The organism is Isoptericola variabilis 225 (genome assembly GCF_000215105.1).
Taxonomy (GTDB): Bacteria; Actinomycetota; Actinomycetes; order Actinomycetales; family Cellulomonadaceae; genus Isoptericola; species Isoptericola variabilis_A.
Window position 1 is genome coordinate 141,834 of the sequence record NC_015588.1, and the last position, 22,600, is coordinate 164,433.

General features: G+C 73.1%; 19 protein-coding genes and 1 pseudogene. 10 read left to right on the top strand and 10 right to left on the bottom strand.

Annotation, left to right across the window (positions count from 1 at the left end; genetic code table 11):
- Positions 1 to 33 precede the first annotated feature (33 nt).
- Positions 34 to 231 (bottom strand): ATP-binding protein, encoded by a 198-nt coding sequence (locus ISOVA_RS17080; RefSeq protein ID WP_041294714.1) that lies wholly within the window; start codon positions 229 to 231, stop codon positions 34 to 36.
- A gap of 18 nt (positions 232 to 249) precedes the next feature.
- Here ISOVA_RS17080 and ISOVA_RS17085 point away from each other — a divergent pair, with 18 nt between their 5' ends.
- Complete coding sequence (locus tag ISOVA_RS17085; protein ID WP_233276027.1) at positions 250 to 462, top strand: hypothetical protein; 213 nt, start codon at positions 250 to 252, stop codon at positions 460 to 462.
- 344 nt (positions 463 to 806) lie between these two features.
- Here ISOVA_RS17085 and ISOVA_RS17090 read toward each other — a convergent pair whose 3' ends face one another.
- Positions 807 to 1,679 (bottom strand): excalibur calcium-binding domain-containing protein, encoded by an 873-nt coding sequence (locus ISOVA_RS17090; protein ID WP_013837339.1) that lies wholly within the window; start codon positions 1,677 to 1,679, stop codon positions 807 to 809.
- A gap of 129 nt (positions 1,680 to 1,808) precedes the next feature.
- Here ISOVA_RS17090 and ISOVA_RS17390 point away from each other — a divergent pair, with 129 nt between their 5' ends.
- The 3 genes and pseudogenes from ISOVA_RS17390 (at position 1,809) to ISOVA_RS00675 (ending at position 6,195) form a co-directional block, all read left to right on the top strand.
- Positions 1,809 to 1,931, top strand: a complete 123-nt coding sequence (locus ISOVA_RS17390) for a hypothetical protein (RefSeq protein ID WP_261376316.1) — start codon at positions 1,809 to 1,811, stop codon at positions 1,929 to 1,931.
- Between the two features lie 9 nt (positions 1,932 to 1,940).
- Positions 1,941 to 2,129, top strand: a pseudogene (locus ISOVA_RS17550) (methyltransferase domain-containing protein); the annotation flags it as partial.
- 310 nt (positions 2,130 to 2,439) lie between these two features.
- Entirely contained in the window at positions 2,440 to 6,195 is a 3,756-nt protein-coding gene (locus tag ISOVA_RS00675) for a TM0106 family RecB-like putative nuclease (protein ID WP_013837340.1), read from the top strand.
- 428 nt (positions 6,196 to 6,623) lie between these two features.
- On the opposite strand, the gene cspE is transcribed toward ISOVA_RS00675, so the two are convergent.
- Positions 6,624 to 6,827 carry a transcription antiterminator/RNA stability regulator CspE gene (gene cspE, locus ISOVA_RS00680; protein WP_013837341.1) on the bottom strand — a complete coding sequence of 68 codons (204 nt, stop codon included), beginning with the start codon at positions 6,825 to 6,827 and terminating at the stop codon, positions 6,624 to 6,626.
- A 270-nt stretch (positions 6,828 to 7,097) separates the two neighbouring features.
- Here cspE and ISOVA_RS00685 point away from each other — a divergent pair, with 270 nt between their 5' ends.
- The 3 genes from ISOVA_RS00685 to ISOVA_RS00695 all read left to right on the top strand — a co-directional run bounded on the left by ISOVA_RS00685 (position 7,098) and on the right by ISOVA_RS00695 (position 10,832).
- Entirely contained in the window at positions 7,098 to 7,943 is an 846-nt protein-coding gene (locus tag ISOVA_RS00685; RefSeq protein WP_013837342.1) for an aldo/keto reductase, read from the top strand.
- Between the two features lie 227 nt (positions 7,944 to 8,170).
- Positions 8,171 to 9,469 (top strand): ABC transporter substrate-binding protein, encoded by a 1,299-nt coding sequence (locus ISOVA_RS00690; RefSeq protein ID WP_013837343.1) that lies wholly within the window; start codon positions 8,171 to 8,173, stop codon positions 9,467 to 9,469.
- A gap of 316 nt (positions 9,470 to 9,785) precedes the next feature.
- On the top strand, positions 9,786 to 10,832 hold the full coding sequence (locus ISOVA_RS00695; protein ID WP_013837344.1) for a hypothetical protein: 1,047 nt from the start codon (positions 9,786 to 9,788) through the stop codon (positions 10,830 to 10,832).
- 118 nt (positions 10,833 to 10,950) lie between these two features.
- On the opposite strand, the gene ISOVA_RS00700 is transcribed toward ISOVA_RS00695, so the two are convergent.
- Genes ISOVA_RS00700 through ISOVA_RS00715 form a run of 4 tightly spaced genes read right to left on the bottom strand, consistent with a single transcriptional unit; the run spans position 10,951 to position 15,160 of the window.
- On the bottom strand, positions 10,951 to 11,769 hold the full coding sequence (locus tag ISOVA_RS00700; RefSeq protein WP_013837345.1) for an ABC transporter ATP-binding protein: 819 nt from the start codon (positions 11,767 to 11,769) through the stop codon (positions 10,951 to 10,953).
- Complete coding sequence (locus ISOVA_RS00705) at positions 11,766 to 12,719, bottom strand: ABC transporter ATP-binding protein (protein ID WP_049788390.1); 954 nt, start codon at positions 12,717 to 12,719, stop codon at positions 11,766 to 11,768. Before ISOVA_RS00705 ends, ISOVA_RS00700 begins: the two co-directional genes overlap by 4 nt.
- Positions 12,720 to 12,729: 10 nt before the next feature.
- Positions 12,730 to 13,731 carry a branched-chain amino acid ABC transporter permease gene (locus ISOVA_RS00710; RefSeq protein WP_013837347.1) on the bottom strand — a complete coding sequence of 334 codons (1,002 nt, stop codon included), beginning with the start codon at positions 13,729 to 13,731 and terminating at the stop codon, positions 12,730 to 12,732.
- Positions 13,732 to 13,744: 13 nt separating this feature from the next.
- Positions 13,745 to 15,160 carry a branched-chain amino acid ABC transporter permease gene (locus ISOVA_RS00715; RefSeq protein WP_233275925.1) on the bottom strand — a complete coding sequence of 472 codons (1,416 nt, stop codon included), beginning with the start codon at positions 15,158 to 15,160 and terminating at the stop codon, positions 13,745 to 13,747.
- Between the two features lie 331 nt (positions 15,161 to 15,491).
- Here ISOVA_RS00715 and ISOVA_RS00720 point away from each other — a divergent pair, with 331 nt between their 5' ends.
- From ISOVA_RS00720 to ISOVA_RS00730, 3 genes are all read left to right on the top strand, one after another.
- The gene (locus ISOVA_RS00720; RefSeq protein WP_013837349.1) at positions 15,492 to 17,777 is read left to right on the top strand and encodes a S9 family peptidase; all 2,286 of its coding nucleotides are present in this window, start codon (positions 15,492 to 15,494) and stop codon (positions 17,775 to 17,777) included.
- A 146-nt stretch (positions 17,778 to 17,923) separates the two neighbouring features.
- Positions 17,924 to 19,171: an inorganic phosphate transporter gene (locus ISOVA_RS00725; RefSeq protein ID WP_013837350.1), complete on the top strand. Its 1,248-nt coding sequence runs from the start codon at positions 17,924 to 17,926 to the stop codon at positions 19,169 to 19,171.
- Positions 19,168 to 19,437 carry a hypothetical protein gene (locus ISOVA_RS00730; RefSeq protein WP_013837351.1) on the top strand — a complete coding sequence of 90 codons (270 nt, stop codon included), beginning with the start codon at positions 19,168 to 19,170 and terminating at the stop codon, positions 19,435 to 19,437. Before ISOVA_RS00725 ends, ISOVA_RS00730 begins: the two co-directional genes overlap by 4 nt.
- A gap of 175 nt (positions 19,438 to 19,612) precedes the next feature.
- Here the strand turns inward: ISOVA_RS00730 and ISOVA_RS00735 are convergent, their stop codons facing one another.
- The 3 genes from ISOVA_RS00735 to ISOVA_RS00745 form a co-directional block, all read right to left on the bottom strand.
- Positions 19,613 to 20,845, bottom strand: coding sequence for a glycoside hydrolase family 3 N-terminal domain-containing protein (locus ISOVA_RS00735; protein ID WP_013837352.1), 1,233 nt, complete (start codon positions 20,843 to 20,845; stop codon positions 19,613 to 19,615).
- The gene (locus tag ISOVA_RS00740) at positions 20,842 to 21,294 is read right to left on the bottom strand and encodes an SRPBCC family protein (protein WP_013837353.1); all 453 of its coding nucleotides are present in this window, start codon (positions 21,292 to 21,294) and stop codon (positions 20,842 to 20,844) included. The genes ISOVA_RS00735 and ISOVA_RS00740 overlap by 4 nt, the downstream gene beginning before the upstream one ends.
- A gap of 91 nt (positions 21,295 to 21,385) precedes the next feature.
- Positions 21,386 to 22,513 (bottom strand): threonine aldolase family protein, encoded by a 1,128-nt coding sequence (locus ISOVA_RS00745; RefSeq protein ID WP_013837354.1) that lies wholly within the window; start codon positions 22,511 to 22,513, stop codon positions 21,386 to 21,388.
- Positions 22,514 to 22,600: the final 87 nt, after the last annotated feature.

Here is a 22,600-nt window from a genome sequence, read left to right on the forward strand (position 1 = left end):
CCACCGACCGCCACATCAGCCCGTCCGGCCCCGTCAGGCCGGGAGGGTGAGCGTGAAGCGGCAGCCGGTGCCGCCGTCGGGCAGAGGGAGGTTCTCGACGCCCACGGACCCGCCGTGCGCCTCGGCCACGGACCGCACGATCGACAGCCCGATCCCGGCCCCGCCGCCGCACGCGTCGGTCACGTGAACGACGGCGGTGCTCGCCTCGCCGGCGCGCACCAGCACGTGCACGGTCCCACCGCGGGGCGTGTGCCGGATCCCTACAACGGCGGCCGGTGGATGGTCCACGCCGTGTCGTTCCCGTCCGGGTACGACGCCGCGGTCATGGCGGGCGACCTCGACGGCGACGGCGTGCTCGGCAGCGCGGAGGAGGTCTGGGCCGCGATCGACGCCGGGTACGCCGTCGACGGCGGCGTGGTCGCGTCGTTCATCTGCCCGGTCATCCCGTTCCCGCGCGGCTGACCTTCGTCGCCGCGCCCCGCCTCGCCTCGTCTCGTCCCGCCTCGTCTCATCTCGGCCGGTGGTTCGGATCGCTTGCGTTCACGGCGCCATGACGCAACCGGTCCGAACCACCGCCAGGCGAGGGACGGGTCAGTTGTCGTGGGCGCCGCGGAAGAACACGACCCCGGTGCGGTGGCTCGCCGTACGAGGGCTTCACCCTGACGTACCGGGCGCCGTCGGCCTCCGACGTGGTGCCGTGCGACGACGTCACCGACGACGAGCTCGGTGTCCACGTCAAGCGCGCGTACTGCGGCACGGAGCTCGCCGAGAGCCTCGGTCTCCCCACCCGCTGACCGGGCGGACGGTCAGCGCTCGCTCTCCTCGCACGCGACGCCGTTGCCGTTCTTGTCGAGCCCGCTGCGGTAGCCGGGCTCGCCCTGCTGGATCGGCGCGGCGCCGGCCTTCCGGGCGTCCTTGCAGCTCCAGTAGAACCAGGCCCCGTCCTGGTCCTGCTGCTGTTGCTGCTGCTGCGCGGCCTGGTCGTCGATCTCCTGCTGGCGCACGGTGAGCTCGGACTCCTTGGCGGCGAGCTCGGACTCGCGCTCGCGCAGCGCCTGCTCGCGCTCCTCGAGCTCGGTACGCATCGCGTCGAGGTCCTGGGTGCGCTGGTTGACCTCGGTCTGCATCTCGAACGCGGCGTCGCGGGCGCGCTGCGCGTCGGCGATCGCCTGGGACGCGTCGGCGGTGCGCACCAGAGAGAACACGACGCCGAGGATGATCCCGAGCGCGAGGCACGCGACCGCGACCCCCGCGACGAGCATCGACCCCGGTCGGCGCGCCGTCCCCGGACGTGCGGCGCGGCGCGACTCGGGCGCCGCGGCGGGTGCGGTGACGGTGGCGACGGGCGTCGAGGCCGGCGGCGAGGCGGGCATCGCCGCGGGTGCCGGCGCGGGTGCTGGCGCGGGCGCCGGTGCGGGCGCCGCGGTCATGACCGGCGCCATGACCGCCGTCGTGCCGACGGCGGTGTCCACGCGACGCGCGGGCGGCACGGACGGCGGGACGGATGCCGGCCGGGCCGGCGGGGGAGGGGGCGACGCCGCGGCAGGTGCGGCGTCGTCGACCCAGTACTCCCACCCGGGCGGCGCGGGTGGCCACGACGGGTCGGGCGCCCACCCGGCGTCGGGCCGGAACCCGGGCGGCACCTGCCAGCCCGGGGGCGGGTTGAATCGCACGGGCATGTCTCTCCTTCGACGTCGAGCGGCCCCAACTATGGCGGAAACCGCCTGCCCGGGTCCACGCGCGGCTCGCCTGGCGGGCGCCCGGCGGGGTCGAGAGGATCGAGGGACGGACCCGACGGAGGAGGCGAGATGAACGACGCGAAGACCGGCCAGGTCGTCAGCGGTGCGGCCGAGGTGTACGACCGGTTCTTCCTGCCGGCGATCTTCGAGCAGTGGGCGACGCGCGTGTGCGACGCCGCGGGGCTGCGCTAGGGCGACCGGGTGCTCGACGTCGCGTGCGGCACCGGGGTGGTGGCGCGGACCGCGCGTGAACGGGTGGGGCGCGACGGCGAGGTGGTCGGCGTCGACCTCAACCCGGCGATGCTCGCGGTCGCGCGGCGGCACGAGCCGTTCGCCGAGTGGGTCGAGGCGCGGGCCGAGCGCCTGCCGTTCGAGGACGACCGGTTCGACGCGGTGCCGGGGTACGCGGCGATGGCCGAGCTCGTCGACGACGTGCTCGGCCGTGACGCGGGCGACGAGATCCGGGCGCCGTACTCGTTCGGCGACCCGGCGGCGCTCGAGAGCCTGTTCGCCGAGGCGGGCCTGACGGCGAGGGTCCGCACCGAGCCGGGCACCACGCGGTTCCCGTCGCTCGAGGACTGGGTGCGCACGGAGATCCTGGGCTGGACGCTCGCCGACCGCGTCTCCGGCGACGACGTCGACCGTGTGGTCGCCGCGGCGCCGGGCCGGGCATGTCGGTGGGCGGTGGTAGACCTGGGGCATGTTCCTGCTCGAGCACGACGGCCCGCCCGGCGCCCCCGACGGCGGGCCGCTGCTCGTGCACTCGGCGGGCGACCTGGTGCTCGCGGCGGAGTGCGAGTTCGCGCTGCTGAGCCGTCTCGACGAGGTGCTGGGCCGGGTCCCGCGCCGCGAGCGCCCCGCGGACGAGATGCTCGCCCGCACGGCCGCCGTCGGGCAGCAGCACGAGGAGCGCGTGCTGGCCGAGCTCGTCGGCCGGTTCGGCCGGGCGCCCGGCGGCGGCGGGCCCGGCGGGGTGGTCGCAGTCGAGCCGCCGCGGCGGACGTCGCGCGACGAGCTCGTCGCCGCCCACGCGCGCACGCTCGGTGCCATGGAGGCCGGTGCGGACGTCGTCTACCAGGCGTCGTTCTTCGACGGCCGGTTCCACGGGCGTGCCGACTTCCTCGTGCGGGAGGCGGTGCCCGACGCCGTTGGGCAGGCGGGCGGCCTGCGGTACGCGGTGTGGGACACCAAGCTGGCCCGGCGCGAGAAGGTGCGCGCGGTGCTGCAGCTCGCCGCCTACGCCGACCAGCTGCGCTCCGCGCGGATCGACCCCACCGAGCACGCGCACCTCGTGCTCGGCACGCGCACCGAGACCCACCACCTGCTCGCCGAGGTCATGCCGGTGTTCCGGGCGCGCCGCGAGCGGATGCTCGCCGTGGTCGACGCGCACCTCGCGGACGAGGGGCCGGTCGAGTGGGGGGACCCGCGGTTCGCCGCGTGCGGCAGCCTCGCGCGGTGCCCGGACTGCGCCGAGGCGGCCGCCCGGGCGCGCGACGTGCTGCTCGTCGGCGGCGTGTACGCGCCGCAGCGGGCGGTGCTCGCCGAGGCGGGGCTCACGACGATCGACGCGCTCGCCGCGGCGACCGAGCCGCCGTCGGGCATGCCGGCCGCGCGGTTCGAGCGGCTGCGCTTCCAGGCCGCGCTCCAGCTCGGGACCGAGCCCGGCGACGGGCGCGTGCGGTACGAGGTCGAGAGCGAGGACGGCCCGCAGGTCGCCGAGCTCCGGTGGGCCGTCGTCGACCGCGAGCCGATCGACCGGCTCCCGGCCCCGAGCCCGGGCGACGTCTTCTTCGACTTCGAGGGCGACCCGCTGTGGACGGACGCCGCGGGCGAGGCGCCGTCGGGCGGCTTCGGGCTCGACTACCTCTTCGGCTGGGTCACGCGCGAGCCCGACGACGAGGGCCGGCCGGCGTTCACCGGCCTGTGGGCGGACGACCCGGCCGAGGAGCGCCGCGCGCTCGTGACGTTCGTCGACTGGCTGACCGAACGCCGTCGTCGGTGGCCCGACCTGCACGTCTACCACTACGCGGACTACGAGCGCGCGCACCTGCTGTCGATCGCCGCGCGGCACGGTGTGTACGAGGACGAGGTCGACCAGCTGCTGCGCGACGGCGTGCTCGTCGACCTGTGGAACGTGGTGCGGCCGTCGCTGCGCGTCTCCGACCGGTCGCGGTCGATCAAGAAGCTGGAGCCGCTGTACATGGCGGACGACCCGGCGCGCGAGGGCGTCAAGGACGCCGCGTCGAGCGTCGTCGAGTACGCGGAGTACACCGCGCTGCGCGACGCCGGCCGGCTCGAGGAGGCCGAGGAGCGCAGGCGGCAGATCCTCGAGTACAACCGGTACGACTGCCTGTCGACGCTGCGGCTGCTCGACTGGTTGCGCGCGGCGGTGCCCGACGCCGGTGCGCCCGACGGTGCGGCGGCCGCGCAGGAGGCGCCGGCGGCCGAGGAGGCGGCGGAGCTGGCGGCGGAGCCGACGCCGCGGCAGCTCGACACCGCGCGCCGCATCGCGCTCGAGACCGAGATCCACGCGCTCGTCGAGGCGGAGCGCGGGACCGCGCCCGACGCCGAGCTGCGCGCGCTCTCGCTGCTCGGCTCGGCGGTCGGGTACTACCGGCGCGAGGCCAAGCCGCTGTGGCACGAGCACTACGCCCGGCTCGAGCTGTCGCCCGACGAGTGGCCCGGGCGGCGGTCGGCCCTGATGGCCGAGCGCGTGACCGTGCTGCGCGAGTGGGGCGTCGAGGACGGGCGCCGCGTGCTCTCCCGCGACCTGCGCGTCGAGGGACGCCTGGTCGAGGGCTCGGAGCTCGGCGCCGGGACGCCGGCGTTCCTGCTCTACGACCGGCCCGTGCCGCCCGTGGTGGGCGAGCTCGACGCGCGGGCGGTGCGCGGGGTGAACCGGCGCGCGGTCGTGGTCGACGCCCGGCGCGAGCTCGTGCCGGCGTCGGACGGCGAACCCGGTCGCACGGTCGAGCGCGACGTGCTCGTGGTCCGCGAGAGCCTCGGCGCGGGCATGGACGGGCACGACGCCCTGCCGATGGCCGTCGCGACGAACGCGCACGTGCCGTGCGACGCGCAGGAGCAGGCGGTCGAGGACGCGGCCGCCGCGGCGCTGCGGGCGTGGCGCGAGGCCCCGGCCGCGGGCGGCGCGGGGCGGCTCCCGGCCGGGCCCGCGGTCGACCTGCTGCTGCGCCGGCCGCCGCGGCTCGTCGGGAGCGAGGAGCTCCCGCCGGCGCTCTCCGGGCTCGGGGACGACCTCGTCGACGTCGTGCACGACGCCGTCACGCGGCTCGACCGGTCGTACCTCGCGGTCCAGGGGCCGCCCGGGACGGGCAAGACGTACGTCGGGTCGCACGTCGTCGCCCGGCTGGTCGCCGCCGGATGGCGGGTGGGCGTCGTCGCGCAGTCGCACGCGGTCGTCGAGAACCTGCTCGCGGCCGCGGTGGACGCGGGGGTGCCGCTGGACGCGATCGCGAAGAAGGCGCGCGACGCCGGCCGACCCGGTGCGGGGACGCCGTCGTGGTCGGAGCTCGCCGCGAAGGAGCTCGAGCGCTTCGCGGCCGAGGCGGGCGCGTCCGGCCGGGGCTGCGTCGTCGGCGGCACGGCCTGGGACTTCGCGAACGAGCGCTGGCCCGAGGAGGGGCTCGACCTGCTCGTCGTCGACGAGGCCGGGCAGTTCTCCGTGGCGAACACGATCGCGGTCGCGCGGGCGGCGCGGCGGCTCCTGCTCCTCGGCGACCCGCAGCAGCTGCCGCAGGTGAGCAAGGGCGCGCACCCCGAGCCCGCCGTGGCTGGGTCGGCACTGCGCTGGCTCGCCGACGGCCACGACGTCCTGCCCGAGGCGCTCGGCTACTTCCTGCCCGCCTCGCGCCGGATGCACCCCGCGCTGGCCGACGCCGTCTCGCACCTCGCCTACTCCGGACGGTTGGGTGCCCACCCCGTGGCCGCCGAGCGGCGGCTCGAGGGCGTCGAGCCCGGCGTGCACGAGGTGCTCGTCGAGCACGCCGGCCGCTCGGGGGCCTCGCCCGAGGAGGCCGACGAGGTCGTGCGGCAGGTGCGTGCCGTCGTCGGGCGGACGTGGCACCCGGGCGCCGGGGAGCCGCCGCGTGCGCTGCGGCCCTCCGACGCCATCGTCGTCGCCGCGTACAACGCCCAGGTGTGGACGGTGCGCCGGGCGCTCGACGCCGCGGGGCTGGGCGAGGTCCCCGTCGGGACGGTCGACATGTTCCAGGGCCGCGAGGCGGTCGTCGCGATCCTCACGCTCGCCGCGTCCGCGCCCGGCGACGTGCCGCGCGGCATGCGGTTCCTGCTCAGCCGCAACCGCGTCAACGTCGCGGTGTCGCGCGGGCAGTGGTGCGCCGTCGTCGTGCGGTCGCCGCACCTGACCGACTACCTGCCGGGCAGCGTGCGCGAGCTCGAGCAGCTCGGCGCCTTCCTCCGCCTCACCTCGAGGTAGCGCGGAAACTGCCGAGGTAGCGCACGATCCGCCGAAGTAGCGCGGGATCTGGCGAGGTAGCGCGAACCGGCCCGCTACTTCGCGACGCCGAGCGCTACTTCGCGACGCCGAGCGCTACTTCGCGCCGGCCCGCGCTACTTCGCGCCGGCCCGCGCTACTTCGCGTCGGCTCGCGCTACCTCGCGGTGGGGAGCGCTACCTCGTCAGACGTCGAACCCGCCGCCGGGCCCGCCGGACCGGCCGCCGAACGCTTGCCCATGCGGCCAGGTTCCCGCGGCCGGCCCTCACTCGCGCGCCGCGTCGCACCCGCAGTGGCGCCGCCGACCGGGTCCGCGAACGACGACGGCCCGCACCCACCGCCGTGAGGCGAGCGGGTGCGGGCCGGTGCTCAGAGGGTGACCGACCGACGTCGGGCACCCGGAGCGAGCATCAGAGCGGGCGGATGCTCTCCGCCTGCGGGCCCTTCGGGCCCTGCGTCACGTCGAACTCGACGCGCTGGTTCTCCTCGAGCGTGCGGTAGCCGCTCGACTGGATGGCGGAGAAGTGCGCGAAAACGTCGGCGGAGCCGTCCTCGGGGGCGATGAAGCCGTAACCCTTCTCGGCGTTGAACCACTTCACGGTTCCGGTGGCCATGCTGTACTCCTTCAAGAGGTGACGACCCCGCCCTTCGGGGTCGCATCATCACGGTGAATCGTCGTCAACTCTTGAACAAGCAAGGTCCGCCGGAAGGCCGCGTCAATCCTGACGACGTGGCCCTCGCGACGCAGGACGGAGACCGTCCTGGATCGAGCGAGGCACTGCAACAGTGCACAACGGTACGGGAGGCCGGTCTATTCCACCACCCTTCCGCGCCACGCCGGTACGACGACGCGTGCCCGCGCGGGGACCGGTAGAAAGGACACCATGACGGTTCCCTCCATCACCCTGAACAACGGCGTGTCGATCCCGCAGGTCGGTCTGGGCGTCTTCCAGGTGCCCGACGACGAGACCCAGGCCAACGTCGAGAAGGCGCTCGAGCTGGGCTACCGCCACGTCGACACCGCGGCGGGCTACTACAACGAGGCCGGCGTGGGGGCCGCGCTGCGCGCGTCCGGCCTGCCGCGCGAGGACCTCTTCGTCACCACCAAGCTCCGCAACGGCGACCAGGGCTTCGATCAGGCGCTCACCGCGTTCGAGAACTCGCGCCGCGAGCTCGGCCTCGACTACGTCGACCTCTACCTCATCCACTGGCCCGTGCCGAGCAAGGACCTCTACGTCGAGACGTGGAAGGCCTTCGAGAAGCTCCTTGAGGAGGGCGTCGTCAAGGCGATCGGCGTCTCGAACTTCCTGCCCGAGCACCTCGACCGCCTGGTCAGCGAGACGGACGTCGTCCCGGCGGTAAACCAGGTCGAGGTGCACCCGACCTTCCAGCAGGCCGACGTCCAGGCGAAGTGCCGCGAGCTGGGGATCGTCGTCGAGGCGTACTCGCCGCTCGGGCGCGGCGCCGATCTCGACGCGCCGGCCGTGACGGCCGTGGCGACCGACATCGGCGTCACGCCGGCGCAGGTCGTGCTGCGCTGGGCCGTCCAGCAGGGCATCGTCGTCATCCCCAAGTCGATGTCGGCGGAGCGGCAGGCGACCAACATCGACCTGTTCTCGTTCGAGCTCTCCGACGAGCAGATGGCGCAGGTCTCGGCGCTCGAGAGCGGAGTCTCGGGCCGCCTCGGAGCCGACCCGGCGACCGCCGCCTTCACGCAGTTCCGCAGCTGAGCGCGACGTCGCCACACGACCCCGACGGCGGCCGCACCGGTGCACACCGGTGTGGCCGCCGTCGTCGTGAGACGCTGTGGATGTGCGGTGTGATCTAGATAACAGGTGAGTCACGATCTGCTCGTAGTGACGGACGCGACACATCTGCGTCACACAGAATCGCTACCTTCAGCACCACTACATGCGGTGTTGAGCCGCCGCACGACCACCTCCCGAAGGGGACGAGCATGATTCGACGCACCACGGCCGCGAAGGGCCTCGCCCTCGCCGCCGTCCTCAGCCTCGGCCTCGCGGCCTGCAGCTCCGACGGTGGAGAGGCAGGTGGCGGGGAGACGACCGACACCAACGGCAACGAGGAGACCAGCGCTGAACCGCTGACCATCGGCACGATCCTCCCGGTCACGGGAACGCTCGCGTTCCTCGGCCCGCCGGAGATCGCGGGCGTCGGTCTCGCCGTCGAGCACATCAACGAGGCCGGCGGCGTCCTCGGCAACGAGGTGTCGGTCGAGTGGGGCGACTCGGGTGACACCACCGACTACTCGGTCGCGAACTCCACGGCGACCGACCTCATCAACAAGGGCGTCTCGGCCGTGATCGGTGCGGCGTCGTCGGGCGTCTCGCTCGCCGTCGTCGACACGTTCGCGGAGGCCGGGGTCATGCAGATCTCGCCCGCGAACACGGCGACCGACCTCTCGGGCTACGGTCCGTTCTTCGCCCGCACCGCCCCGCCGGACACGGTCCAGGGTGCGGCGCTCGGCTCGCTGATCCTCGACGGCGGTCACTGCCGCGTCGGCTTCCTCGTCCAGAACGAGGCGTACGGCACGGGTCTGCGCGACAACGTGCAGCAGGCCGTCGAGGCCGGCGGCTGCGAGGTCGTGTACGGCGGCACGGGCGGCGGCCAGGAGTTCGCCCCGGGTGAGACGAACTTCGGTGCGCAGGTGACCGACCTGCTCGCGCAGGAGCCCGACGCGATCTCGATCATCGCGTTCGAGGAGACCGTCGCGATCGTCAACGAGCTCGTCGCGCAGGGCTGGGACTTCAACGGCACGACGTACTTCTGCGACGGCAACCTGTCGAACTACGGCGACGACTTCGACCCGGGCACGCTCGAGGGCGTCCAGGGCACGCTGCCGGGTGCGCAGGCCGACGAGGCGTTCCGCGAGGAGCTCAACACCTGGTACACGGAGAACGAGGGCGGCGAGCTCGCCGACTACTCGTACGCCGCCGAGTCGTACGACGCGACGATCCTCGCCGCGCTCGCCGCCGTCCGCGGTGGCGCGACCGACGGTCAGACGATCGCCGACAACATCCGCGCCGTCTCCGGCTCGGAGGGCGGCACCGAGGTGTCGACCTTCGAGGAGGGTGTCGCCGCGCTCGAGGCCGGCGAGGAGATCCGCTACGTCGGCCAGTCCGGCATCGGCCCGCTCAACGAGGACAACGACCCGTCGTCCGCGTTCATCGGGATCTACACCTACGGTGCGGACAACACCTACACCTACGAGCGCCAGATCGAGGGCTCGATCTGATCGGCTCGCGCTGAGGTGACGCGCGACGGCCCGGTCGGTCCATCAGGACCGGCCGGGCCGTCGTCGTCCCCCCGCGAGGTAGCGCTGGACCCCGCGAGGTAGCGCCCGACGCCGCGAGGTAGCGCAGAATCCCGCGAGGTAGCGCGGGACGGCGCGAGGTAGCGCTCGACGGCGCGAGGTAGCGTTGCGTTCCACGACGTAGCGTGGGGCGTCCCGCCACGGGACTGCGCCCCGAGGCCGCCCCCAGGCGCCCGTCGTCCACAGAACGACCCGTGCGCCCGCACGTCGCCCCGCCGTCCGGCAGGACGCTCGAGCCATGACTGCCGCACACGTCCCTGCCATCCACCGGATCTCGCGCATCCTCGCGACGATGCGCGCGCCCGACTCGCCGTTGCGCACCATGCTGTCCGCGGCCTTGGACGGTCCGCCGGCCGTTCCCGAGCCGATCGACCTGTCGCTCGTGAGCACGACGGCGGTCGCCCGGCGCGTGCAGGACGGCACCTTCCAGCGGGTTCGTCCGGGCGTCTACCTCTCGTCGGCGGAGCCGCCGTCCGACAGCGGCTACGTCGATCGCCTCCTTGCCGAGGTCCGAGGCGTGAACGAGCGCGCCTCCGGCCGGTTCTGGTTCAGCCATGCGACGGCGGCGCTGCTCCACGGCGGGTGGCTCTACGACGTCCCGGAGCTGGTGCACGTCACGCACACCTTCCACCCGCACGTCGCCCGCGACGACGAGCCGCGGCTGCGCCGGCACCACACGACGCTGCCGGAGCGTGACCGCGCCGAGGTCGGCGGCATCCCGGTGACGTCGATCGAGCGGACGCTCGTCGACTGCGCCCGGAGCCTGCAGCCCACCAGCGCCGTGGTCGCGGCCGACTCGCTCTTCCGACTGGGTGCCGACCCGGCGATCGTGTCGCGGATCATGAGCGAGTCGACCGGGAAGCGGGGCATCGTGCAGGCCCGGCGCACGCTGGAAGTCTGCGACCCCCGCTCGGGGTCGCCGGGCGAGTCCGCCTCACGGGTCGTCGCCGTCGACGACGGCCTGCCGCGGCCGGAGTGCCAGATCGAGGTGGCCACCGTCGACGGCACGTTCTTCGTCGACTTCGGGTGGGAGGACGTGCGCCTCGCGGTCGAGTTCGACGGCGCGGTGAAGTACTCCGGGGGCGAGTACGGCGATCCTGACCGGGTGCGGTACCTCGAGGCGGTCCGGCAGCGCGCGCTCGAGGCTGCGGGCTGGATCGTGATCCGCGTGCGCTGGGAGGAGCTCGCGGACCCGCTCGCGCTGGGCCTGCGCATCCGCAGGGAGTACGAGCGAGCCAGGTACCGCCGTCGGGCACGGGACGGACGGGTCCTCATGGCGGTGTGACGACGCATCGAGAGACGACGACGGCGGGCGCCCCGGGTCCGGGGCACCCGCCGTCGCGCTACCTCGGCGACGAACGCGCTACCTCGCGAGATGCAGCGCTACCTCGGCAGGAGACGCGCTACGTCGCCAGGGGGTCGGGGTGGGCGTCGTGGTCCGCCTTGGTCTTCACGTCCTCGGCGAGGGTGCCGAGGTACAGCGAGATGACCTTGGGGTCGGACTGCAGCTCCTTGCCGGTGCCGGTGTAGGCGTCGCGGCCCTGGTCGAGCACGTAGCCGCGGTCGCAGATCTGCAGGCAGCGCCGGGCGTTCTGCTCGACCATGATCACGGACACGCCCGCCTTGTTGATCATGCGGGTGCGCAGGAAGGTCTCGTCCTGGCGCACGGGGGACAGACCGGCGGACGGCTCGTCGAGCAGCAGCACGGACGGGTTCATCATGAGGGCGCGTGCCATGGCGACCATCTGCCGCTCGCCGCCGGACATGGCGCCGGCGCGCTGGTTGCGGCGGTCGTGCAGCACCGGGAACAGATCCCCGATGAACTTCCACCGCTCCTCGAACACCTTGGGCTTGAGGTACACGCCCATGCGCATGTTCTCCTCGACCGAGAGCGAGGGGAACACGTTGTTGTTCTGCGGCACGAACCCGACGCCGCGGGCCACGAGCGTGTTCGCCTTCATGCCCGTGATGTCCTCGCCCTCGAGCGTCACGGTGCCCGAGTGGATCTTGACGAGGCCGAACAGCGCCTTGAGCAGGGTCGACTTGCCGGCGCCGTTGGGGCCGATGATGCCGACGAGCTCGCCCTTGGCCACCTCGATCGAGCACCCGTTGAGGATGTTCACCCCGGGCAGGTAGCCGGCGACGATGTCGTCGGCGCGCAGCAGCACGTCCTTGGTGGGGCGCTCCGGGGGCGCCTCGGCCAGCGTCGCGGTGTCGCTCATCGCTTCTCCTCCTCGGCCTCGAGCCGGGCCAGGATCGCGGGGTCGAGCAGCGAGTCGTCCCCGAGGTCGGTGTCGTGGTGCGCGCCGAGGTAGGCGTCGACCACGGCCTGGTCCTTCATGACGCTCTCGGGCGGACCCTCGGCGACGATCCGGCCCTCGGCCATGACGACGACCCAGTCGGAGATGTGACGCACGGCGTGCATGTCGTGCTCGACGAAGAGCACGGTCATGCCCTCGTCGCGCAGCGCCTGGATGTGCCCCAGGAGCGACTGGACGAGGGCCGGGTTCACGCCGGCCATCGGCTCGTCGAGCATGATCATCGTCGGATCGGTCATGAGCGCGCGCGCCATCTCGAGCAGCTTGCGCTGACCGCCGGAGAGCGACCCGGCGAAGTCACCGGCCTTCGTGTCGAGCTTGAACCGGGCGAGGATCTCCATCGCCTTGTCCGTCGCCTCGGCCTCGTGCTTCTTCCACGTGAACGGGAGCCACGACAGGAAGAGGTTCTCGCCCGGGTTGCTCGTCGAGGCGAGCAGCATGTTCTGCAGCACGGTCAGGCGCGAGAGCGCCTTGGTGAGCTGGAACGTCCGCACCATGCCGGCCTTCGCCACCGCGGCGCCGCTCTTGCCCGCGAGCGAGCGGCCCTGGAAGCTCCACGACCCGCTGTTGGGCGCGTCGAAGCCGGTGATGAGGTTGAACAGCGTCGTCTTGCCGGCACCGTTCGGGCCGATGAGCGCCGTGATGGCGCCCTCCTGCACCTCGAGGTGGTCGACGTCGACGGCGGTCATGCCGCCGAAGCGCCGGACGACGTCGTCCATCGTGAGGATCGCGTCGGGCTTGCTCGATCCGGGCTTGGCCTCGACGTTCGACAGGTCGCGCAGGACCTTCTTGTGGTCCTCCGTGAGCGGGCCGGCCTTGGCCGCGGCGGCGGCCGCCGCCTCCTGCGTGGTCATCGTCGTCTCGTCAGCGGACATTGAAGGCCAGCTCCTTCTTGTTCCCGAGGATGCCCTGCGGCCGGAAGATCACGAGGAGCATCAGCGTGATTCCTACGAGCATGCCGCCGATCTGCTCGACGTTGGTCGTGGTGATGAACTCGCCCAGCCCGGTGTTGGCGGTGAGCGAGCGCATGCCCGTGCGCATGAGCATGTAGGCCGCGAAGAAGATCATCGACCCGAGCACCGGACCGAACACCGTCGCGGCTCCGCCGAGCAGCAGGACCGTCCAGGTGAAGAAGGTCATGGTGCGGCCCATGGCGTCGGGTGCGATCGCCAGGGGTAGCGCGTAGACGACGCCTCCGATCGCGCCGATCACGCCACCGAGGATCAGGGCCTGCATCTTGTACGAGTAGACGTTCTTGCCGAGCGCGCGCACGGCGTCCTCGTCCTCGCGGATGCCCTTGAGCACGCGGCCCCACGGGCTGCGCGTGATGAGCCAGACGAACAGGAGGATGAGCGCGACCACGCCCCACGCGAAGATGCGGGTCCACCACGAGTCGGAGCCCGTGTTGATGTACTCGAGCGGCCCGATGGCGGTGCGGCCCTCGGGGAGCGGCGACAGCGCGTGGAACGTCGTCTTGAAGTCGCGGCCCTGGAGGCCGGACGCGCCGCCGGTCCACTCCTGGAGCCAGGTCGAGCGACCGACCCAGCGGATGATCTCCGCGGCCGAGATGGTGACGATCGCCAGATAGTCACCTCTGAGCTGCAGCGTCGGGATGCCGAGGATCAGGGCGAACAACGTGCCCGCCGCGACGGCCACGAGCAGCGCCACGAAGAACGGGGCGCCGGCGATGGTCGCGATGCCGAACCCGTAGGCGCCGAGCAGCATGAACCCGGCCTGGCCCATGTTGAGCAGGCCCGTGTACCCGAAGTGCAGGTTGAGGCCGATGGCCGCGATGGCGTACGCCGCCGTCGTCGGAGCGATCAGCTCCGCCAGCGTCTGCGTGAGGATGCGCAGGAACTCGTCCATGGTGGGACTCCCTTCAGCCGATCCGCTCGCGGCGGCCGAGGATGCCCTGCGGCCTGAACAGGAGCACGAGGATGAGGATCACGAGCGCCGACGCGTAGCGCAGGTCGCTCTGGATCACGAGGTTGGACAGCTCGACGACGAGGCCGATGAGGATCGACCCCACGAGCGCGCCGAACGCGGTGCCGAGACCGCCCAGGGTCACGGCCGCGAACATGAGCAGCAGGAGCTGCACGCCGAGCTGCCAGTTGAACGCGCCGTACGAGATGCCCCACATGAGGCCGGCGAGCGCCGCGAACGACGTCGCCATGATCCACACGATGCGGACGATCTTGTCCGGGTCGATGCCGGTCGCGGCGGCGAGCGCCGGGTTGTCGGACACCGCGCGCGTCGCCTGGCCGATACGGGTGCGGGTGAGGAACCACGCGATCCCGATGATGCACACGAGCGCGACGACCATGGAGAGCCACGACGCCGTGCTCAGCGTGACGCCCAGGAGCGTCAGCGGGCGCGGGTTCGTCTGCAGGATGCGCTCGGACCCGCCGCCGATGAGCAGCTGGATCAGGTACTGCAGCGCGATCGACAGACCGATGGTGACGATCATGAGCTGCATGATCGGCGTGCCCCGCCGTCGGAGCGGCCGCCAGATCCCGGCGTCCTGCGCGAGGCCCGTGAGCGCGCAGAGGGCGATCGTCACCAGGGCGCCGGCGACGATGGGCATGCCCATCTGGTTGATGAAGATGAACCCGAGCGCGGCACCGAGCGCGAACTGCTCGCCGTGCGCGAAGTTCGACAGCCCCGTGGTGCCGAAGATGAGGTTCAGCCCGATGGAGGCGAGCGCGAGCAGGAGCCCGAAGCGGATGCCCGAACCGAACTGCTGCCAGACCTGGCCCCAGGTGAGGGCCCGCTTGGACGCGTCGCCCTCGGGGGCCGCGCCCACGCCCTCGGCGTCGGGGGCGGCGGGGTCGCCGGCCGTGCCGCCGCCGGCGTCCTGCGTGGCGGTCGCCGTCGGCGTGCTGGGGGCGGCCGCGCCGGCGCCGACGCGGAACGCCGCCCGTGCGGTGCCGCCGGTCTGGGCCGTGACCTCGACCTCGGTCGGCGCGCCCTCGGGCAGCGGCGTGTCGGCGGGCAGCGTGGCCGGGTCGATCGTCACCGTGTACCGGCCGACCTCGGGGACGGCGATGGACACCGGCGCGTCGGCCGTCGTCGTGACCGTCTCGCTGAAGCCTCCGGCACCCGCGACCGTGAGGTCGACGTCGGGGATGCGTTCGTTCTCGGCGTCGAGAACCATGACGGCCACGCAGGCCGTCGTGTCGTCGGGTTGGCAGTCGGTGGCCACGGACTGGGCGTCCGCGCTCGCCGTGGCGGCTGGTGCGGACAGCAGCACGGGTGCGGCTGCGATCGCGAGCGCCGCCAGGATGCGGCGAGCCACGCTCGCGATGGGGGGTCGATCCGCTGTCATCGGGCGGGTCCTCCGTCGGGTCAGGTGCGTGCTCCCCGAGGCAGCTCGGGGCCGCCCGTGCTCCCCGGCGATGCAGCGAACCTAAAGGCCCCATGTATCTTCCGGGTTTCGCGAGCGTGCCGTGAGTGTAGCGGCGCACTGTGACCTGGATTACGCTCCTGCGTCACAGTCGCAGGTCACGTGGCGGCCCGTTCGCGGTCAACCTGCGGGTTTGGGTGTTCGGGCAGGTCGCAAACCGTTGCGGACCCGTGACCAACGGGCCGGCGGCACGACGTCGGACGCTCGCCGTACGCTGGCGGACGTGTCCGACGTCGAGCAGCACGCACCCGCCCCCGCGTCACCCGAGGCGCGACCCGAGACCGACAACCTGCCGCAGCGTCCGCCCGTCGCGCCGCGCCGCCCGGCCGAGCGCACGCACCACGGGCACACGTTCGTCGACGACTACGAGTGGCTGCGCGCCAAGGACGACCCGGAGGTCGTCGCGCACCTCGAGGCGGAGAACGCGTGGACCCAGGCGCAGCTCGAGCACCTCGCCCCGCTGCGCCAGCGCGTCTTCGACGAGATCAAGGCGCGCACGCTCGAGACGGACCTGTCCGTGCCGACGCGCCAGGGCGCGTACTGGTACTACACGCGCACGGTCGAGGGGAAGCAGTACCCGATCCACGCACGTGTGCCCGCGGCGGGTGTCGGGGAGGGCGTCGCCGCCTGGACGCCGCCCGAGATCGAGCCCCTACGCGTGCCCGACGGCGAGCAGGTGCTGCTCGACCAGAACGTCGAGGCCGAGGGTCACGACTTCTTCTCGCTCGGCTCGTTCGCCGTGACGCCGACCGACGGCCGCCGCCTCGCGTACGCCGTCGACACGACCGGCGACGAGCGCTACACCTTGCGCATCCGTGACCTCGACACGGGCCAGGACCTGCCCGACGAGGTCGAGAACACCTTCCCGGGCGCGGTCATCACGCCCGACGGCGAGCACGTCTTCTACCCGACGGTCGACGACGCGTGGCGCCCGTACCGGATCTGGCGCCACCGCGTCGGCACGCCGGCGTCGCAGGACGTCGTGGTGTTCGAGGAGCCCGACGAGCGGTTCTGGGTCGGGGTGGGGCTCTCGCGTTCGCAGCGCTTCCTGCAGATCGAGCTCGGCTCCAAGACGACGAGCGAGGCCTGGATCCTCGAGGCGGACGACCCGACGGGCGCGTTCCGCCCGGTGTGGACGCGGCGCGAGGGCGTCGAGTACTCGGTCGAGCACGTCGTGCTGCCGGACGCCGAGGGCGGCGGCCGCGACGCACTCCTCATCCTCCACAACGACGGCGCCCAGAACTTCGAGCTCGTCGTGACGGACGTCCCCGCCCGGCCCGGCGGTGGCCCCGCGGGCGACGACGGCCCGGCCGCGCCGCTCGACCCGGCCGCGGCCACCGTCGTCGTGCCGCACGACCCCGAGACGCGCCTGGAGTCGGTCGACGCGTTCGCGCGGCACGTCGCGCTCGGCTACCGCCGTGACGCCGTCCCGCGCGTCGGGCTCGTGTCCCTCGCCGACGTCGCGCCCCGCAGTCCGTGGACGGTCCGCGAGATCGCGTTCGACGAGCCGCTCTACACCGCGGCGCTCGACGCCAACCCGGTGTTCGACCAGCCCGTGCTGCGCCTGCAGTACACGTCGTTCGTCACGCCCGCCACGGTGTACGACGTCGACCTCGCCACCGGCGAGCGCCTCCTGCGCAAGCGGCAGCCCGTGCTCGGCGGCTACGACCCGGCGGACTACGTCCAGCGCCGCGAGTGGGCGGTGGCCGAGGACGGCACGCAGGTGCCGATCAGCCTCGTGTGGCGGCGCGACGCCGTCACTCTCGACGAGGCCGGCACGCGCGCCGAGCCCGCGCCGCTGCTGCTCTACGGGTACGGCGCGTACGAGATCAGCATCGACCCGTACTTCACGGTCCCGCGCCTGAGCCTGCTCGACCGCGGCGTCGTGTTCGCCGTCGCGCACGTGCGCGGCGGCGGCGAGATGGGCCGGCGCTGGTACGACGACGGCAAGCTGAGCCGCAAGAAGAACACGTTCACCGACTTCGTCGCGTGCGCGAAGCACCTCGTCGAGACGGGCTGGACCTCGCCCGAGCGCATGGTCGCCGACGGTGGCAGCGCCGGCGGGCTGCTGATGGGCGCGGTGACGAACCTCGCGCCCGAGCTCTTCGCCGGCGTGCTCGCGGGCGTGCCGTTCGTCGACCCGCTCACGTCGATCCTCGACCCGTCGCTGCCGCTGACCGTCGTCGAGTGGGACGAGTGGGGCAACCCGCTCGAGGACCCTGAGGTCTACGCGTACATGCGCTCGTACTCGCCCTACGAGAACGTGCCCGACGACGCGTCGCACTACCCGCGGATCCTCGCGGTCACGTCGTTCCACGACACGCGGGTGCTGTACGTGGAGCCGGCCAAGTGGGTCGCGCGGCTGCGGGCCGCGGGAGCGCCCGCGCTGCTCAAGATCGAGATGGCGGCCGGCCACGGCGGCGTCTCCGGCCGGTACGCGCGGTGGGAGGAGATCGCGTTCGAGCACGCCTGGATCCTCGACGTGCTGGGGCTCGCCGACGTCCGCTGACCGTGCCCGGGTCTCACGACACGTTCGAGCGGTACCGGGTACCACCGTCGAACGGAAGATGAACATTGGGTTAACGAGAGCCGAACTGTTCACCTGGAGGCCGCCCCCAGGCCGACTGTGACCCACGCACACTGCACCATGGATCCGTGACCGAGACGCTGCTGCTCGTGCTCGTCGTCGTGACCGCTCTGGCCTTCGACTTCACGAACGGATTTCACGACACGGGGAACGCGATGGCCACGTCCATCGCGACCCGCGCGCTCAAGCCCAAGACCGCCGTCCTCCTGTCCGCCGTCCTCAACATGATCGGCGCGTTCCTCTCGCTGTCCGTCGCCGCGACCATCGCCAAGGGCCTGGTCGACGCGAACGTGATCACGCTCGAGGTCGTGTTCGCCGGCCTGGTCGGTGGCATCGTGTGGAACCTCGTGACCTGGTTGCTCGGCCTGCCGTCGAGCTCGTCGCACGCCCTCGTGGGCGGCGTCGTCGGGTCGGTGCTGGCCGCCGTCGGCACGTCCGGCGTCATCTGGACGGGCGTCGTCGCGAAGGTCCTGGTGCCGGCCCTCCTCGCGCCGCTCGTGGCCATCGCGGTCGCCGCGACGGGCACGTGGCTCGTCGCCCGGCTGACGCGCGGTCTGCCGCAGGACGCGACGTCGCACGGGTTCCGCTGGGGCCAGGTCGGGTCGGCCTCGCTCGTGTCCCTCGCGCACGGCACCAACGACGCGCAGAAGTCGATGGGCATCATCCTGCTCGCGCTCATCGCGGGCGGCGCCGTACCCGCCGACTCCGGGGTGCCGTTCTGGGTGATCTTCTCCTGCGCGTTCTTCATGGCGCTCGGCACGTACCTGGGCGGGTGGCGCATCATCCGCACGCTCGGCAAGGGCCTCGTCGAGATCGACACCCGCCAGGGCATGTCGGCCGAGACCGCGTCCGCGGCCGTGATCATGCTCTCGAGCTACTTCGGTTTCTCGCTGTCGACGACGCACGTCGCGACCGGCTCGATCATGGGCTCCGGCGTGGGCATGCCCGGCGCCACGGTCCGCTGGGGCGTCGCGGGCCGCATGCTCGCCGCCTGGGGCATGACGCTGCCGGCGGCCGGCATCGTCGGTGCCGTGTGCCTGTGGCTCCAGCACGGGGTCGGCGGGTTCGGCGGCAGCATGCTGGTCTTCGCCCTGCTGGTGCTCGCGTCCGTCGCGATGTGGGTCGCGTCGCGCCGTCGACCCGTCCACCACGCGAACGTCAACGAGCCGTGGGACGAGGAGAAGGGCAAGACCCTCGAGCCCGTCGCGGCCACGACCGGCGTCGCCGCCCCGCCGCACGTCGCGCCCGTCGAGGCCGACCACGAGAGCCCCGTCTCCGAGGCGATCACCATCACGACCCCGGTGAGGAAGGCATGAGCGAGTTCATCGAGTGGGACGCCCTCGCCCGTGTCCTCGTCGTCGGCATCCTCGTCGGCGCCGGCATCCCGGCGCTCTTCGCCCTCGGCCTGCGCCTCGTGGTGAAGCCCGACGGCGGCACGTCCGCGGGTGCCGACGGCGGTGCGCCCGCCGCGGCGCGGACCCGCCCCGGGATCGGGCGCCTCGTCGCCGCGGGGCTGTGCTTCGCCGTCTGCGTCGGCGCGGTCATCACCGGCATCGGCTTCCTCGTCTCCGGCGGCCACTGACCCCTCGCATCTCGCGAAGTAGCGCACCATCTCGCGAGGTAGCGCTGCATCTCGCGAGGTAGCGCTGCATCTCGCGAGGTAGCGCTGCATCTCGCGAGGTAGCGCTCCGCGCGCCGAGGTAGCGCCACGGTCGCGCTACTTCGCCGAGTCGAGCGCTACGTCGCGGAATGCAGCGCTACCTCGGCAGGGTGGACTTCGCGGCGAGGATGCGCGCGACGGCGGCGTCCACCTGGCCGGCGAACGCGGCGTCGGCGCGCGCTCGCTCGACGAGCGCGGCGGCCATCTCGGGCACCACTGACGGGTCCGCGGACGCGAGGACGAGGTCGACGCCGGCCTCGATCGCGTGCACGGCCCGTTCGCCGGGCGACCAGCCGCGCACCTGGTCGGCGGCGGACAGGTCGTCGGTCATGATCACGCCGTCGAAGCCGAGGTCGTCGCGCAGCAGCCCCACGACCGCGGGCGAGAAGGCCGCCGGGGCGTCGGGGTCGATGCGGTCGTAGACGGCGGTCGACATCATGACGAAGCGCGCCCCAGCCGCGATCCCGGCCGCGAAGACCTGCACGTCGGGCGAGTCGGGCCCCACCTCGTCGTCGACGACGTCGGACGCGGTGTCCGTGTTCTGCGTGACCCGGCCCAGCCCGGGGAAGTGCTTGATCACCGTCTCGACGCCTGCCGCGCGCTGGCCCTCGCTGAACGCGGTGGCCGACGTCGTCACGGACTCGGCGGTGAACCCGTAGTTCCGCGCGAAGTAGCCGATCGGGGCGTTCTGCGCCGCGGTCTCGCGGGGGACCAGGTCCATGACGGGCGCGAGGTTGAGGTTGATCCCGGCCGCCGCGAGCTCGGCGCCCCACGCCTCGGCGCGGTCCCGCAGCTCGGGCGCCGGCCACTCGGCCTGCCGCGTCGCGCGCGGGATCTCGGAGAACCCCGGCCCGCGCAGCACCTGCACGAGCCCGCCCTCCTGGTCGGTGGCGACGAGCATGGGTTCGCCCCGCGTCGTCTCGGCGGACACGAGCGACGTGTACCGCTCGACCAGCGCGCGCGTCGCCTCGACGCCCGCCTCCGAGCGCCCGTGCAGGAAGACGTTGCCGACGTGGTGCTCGGTCACGGCCGCGCGCGACAGCTCCTCGGACCCGCCGCCGACGTTCACCCCGACCATGAGGAGCTGGCCCACCTTCTGCTCGAGCGTCCAGCCCGCGAGGCCGTCGGCCGTGCCCGACGGCGCGGGCTCGCTCGACGGCGACGCGCTCGGCTCGGGCGGGGGCGTCGTGGGAGGTGAGGGGGACGCCGACGGCGGGGCGGCGGTGCGCGAGACGCCCGGCGTCGGCGAGGGCTCGGCCGTCGGGCCGGAGCACGCGGTGAGCGCCGTCGTCGCGCACAGGGCGACGACGGTCAGGAGCGAGGACCTCACGAGTGCGACGTGCGCGTCCCGTCGTCGCGGTGGGCGAGCGTGGCGAGCGCGTCCTTCCAGTACCCCTCGGAGGCAGCGGCGTGCTGCTCGGTGTCGATGTTCTCCTGCACGACCGTGACGCGCGTGCCGCCGTCGTCGGGCTCGAGCGTGATCCGGATCTCGTGGTAGTTCTCCGGCACGTCCTCGAGCTCGCCGTGCGGCGAGAAGTGCGTGAAGTGCAGCAGGCGCGGGCGCTCGACCGCGATGACCTGGCCCTTGTCGGCGAACTGGCGGCCGAAGAAGTGGCCCTCGAACGTGATGGGGCTGCCGGGCTGGAAGTCGGTCTCGATGTTGGCGCCCAGCATCCAGCGCGCCCCCGGGTGCATGAGCTCCGCCCACACCCGCTCGGGCGGCTCGGCGACGTGCGTCGTCGCGGTGGCGGTGTGGCGTGCTGTGCTGTCGGTGGACATCCGTACCCCTTCGTGGTGTTCCCGAGACGACGGTAGCGGGAGCGTCCGACGGTCGCCGCGCGGTTTCCTCAGATCACATCCGGGCCGGCCGTCAGCCCCGGCCGAGCTCCTCGACGACCGCGGCGACGAAGCCGTCCACAGCCTCCGCCGTCGTGTCCCACGAGCACATCCACCGAGCCTCGACGCGGTCGGGCGTCTCGCCCTCGGCCCAGTCGTAGAACCGGGCCCGCTCGCGCAGCCGGTCGGCCGCGGCGCGGGGCAGCGTGGCGAAGACGGCGTTGGCCTCGGTCGGGCGCGTGAACCGCACGCCCGACTCGGGGACGAGCTCGGTCGTCACGACGTCCGCGACCTCGAGCCCGGCCCGCAGGCGCGCGGCCATCGCGTTGGCGTGCGAGGCGTTGCGCAGCCACAGGGGCGCGTCGTCGCCGGCGCCCGCCTCGCCCAGCAGCGCGAGCAGCTGCGCGGAGACGAACCGCGCCTTGGACGCGAGCTGCGTCGTCGCCTTGCGCAGGTAGGGGACGGCCGCGGCCGCGCGCGAGCCCACGGCGCCCTCGGCGTCGAGCACGACGATCGCCTCGCCCAGCATCGCGCCGTTCTTCGCCGCGCCGAGCGACAGGACGTCGACGCCGACGTCGGCCGTCAGCGCGCGCAGCGAGCACCCGAGCGCGGCGGCGGCGTTCGCGAGGCGCGACCCGTCCAGGTGGACGGCCATGCCGAGGCCGTGCGCGACGTCGGCGAGAGCCTTGAGGTCGCCGAGCGAGTAGACCGTGCCGAGCTCGGTCGACTGCGTGATCGACAGCGCGCCGGGGTGCGCGCGGTGCACGTCGTCGCGCTGCCACGCCCACCGTTCGACGTCGGCGGGCGCGATCCGCCCGTCGACCGACGTGCACGCGAGCATCTTCAGGCCGCCGACCCGCTCGGGGGCGCCGTTCTCGTCGGTGTTGACGTGCGCGACGTCGGACACGACGACCCCGCCCCACCGGGGCGACAGCGCCATGAGCGAGACGACGTTCGCGCCCGTGCCGTTGAGCACGGGGAAGGCGCGCGCCGCGGGGCCGAAGAGCTCGGCCACGCGCGCGTCGAGCCGCTCGGTCCACGGGTCGTCCCCGTACGCGACGGCGTACCCCTCGTTGGCCGCGGCGATCGCCGCCATGACCTCGGGGTGGACGGGCGCGTAGTTGTCGGACGCGAACGGGGGCAGGGAGGTCGAGTCGTGCACCCCTCCACCCTAGGCGCGCGGGGGCCGTGACCCGTGCCGCGGGCGGCCGGGTGAACAACCGATGACGCGCTGAGGCCGCGAGTCTGC

Coding starts and splice junctions, on each gene's coding strand:
- ISOVA_RS00710 (WP_013837347.1), bottom strand. CDS start 13,731: ATGGACGAGTTCCTGCGCATCCTCACGCAGACGCTGGCGGAGCTGATC.
- ISOVA_RS00730 (WP_013837351.1), top strand. CDS start 19,168: ATGAGCGAGTTCATCGAGTGGGACGCCCTCGCCCGTGTCCTCGTCGTC.
- ISOVA_RS17390 (WP_261376316.1), top strand. CDS start 1,809: ATGAACGACGCGAAGACCGGCCAGGTCGTCAGCGGTGCGGCCGAGGTG.
- ISOVA_RS00700 (WP_013837345.1), bottom strand. CDS start 11,769: ATGAGCGACACCGCGACGCTGGCCGAGGCGCCCCCGGAGCGCCCCACC.
- ISOVA_RS00705 (WP_049788390.1), bottom strand. CDS start 12,719: ATGACCACGCAGGAGGCGGCGGCCGCCGCCGCGGCCAAGGCCGGCCCG.
- ISOVA_RS00685 (WP_013837342.1), top strand. CDS start 7,098: ATGACGGTTCCCTCCATCACCCTGAACAACGGCGTGTCGATCCCGCAG.
- ISOVA_RS00740 (WP_013837353.1), bottom strand. CDS start 21,294: ATGTCCACCGACAGCACAGCACGCCACACCGCCACCGCGACGACGCAC.
- cspE (WP_013837341.1), bottom strand. CDS start 6,827: ATGGCCACCGGAACCGTGAAGTGGTTCAACGCCGAGAAGGGTTACGGC.
- ISOVA_RS00690 (WP_013837343.1), top strand. CDS start 8,171: ATGATTCGACGCACCACGGCCGCGAAGGGCCTCGCCCTCGCCGCCGTC.
- ISOVA_RS17090 (WP_013837339.1), bottom strand. CDS start 1,679: ATGCCCGTGCGATTCAACCCGCCCCCGGGCTGGCAGGTGCCGCCCGGG.
- ISOVA_RS00675 (WP_013837340.1), top strand. CDS start 2,440: ATGTTCCTGCTCGAGCACGACGGCCCGCCCGGCGCCCCCGACGGCGGG.
- ISOVA_RS00695 (WP_013837344.1), top strand. CDS start 9,786: ATGACTGCCGCACACGTCCCTGCCATCCACCGGATCTCGCGCATCCTC.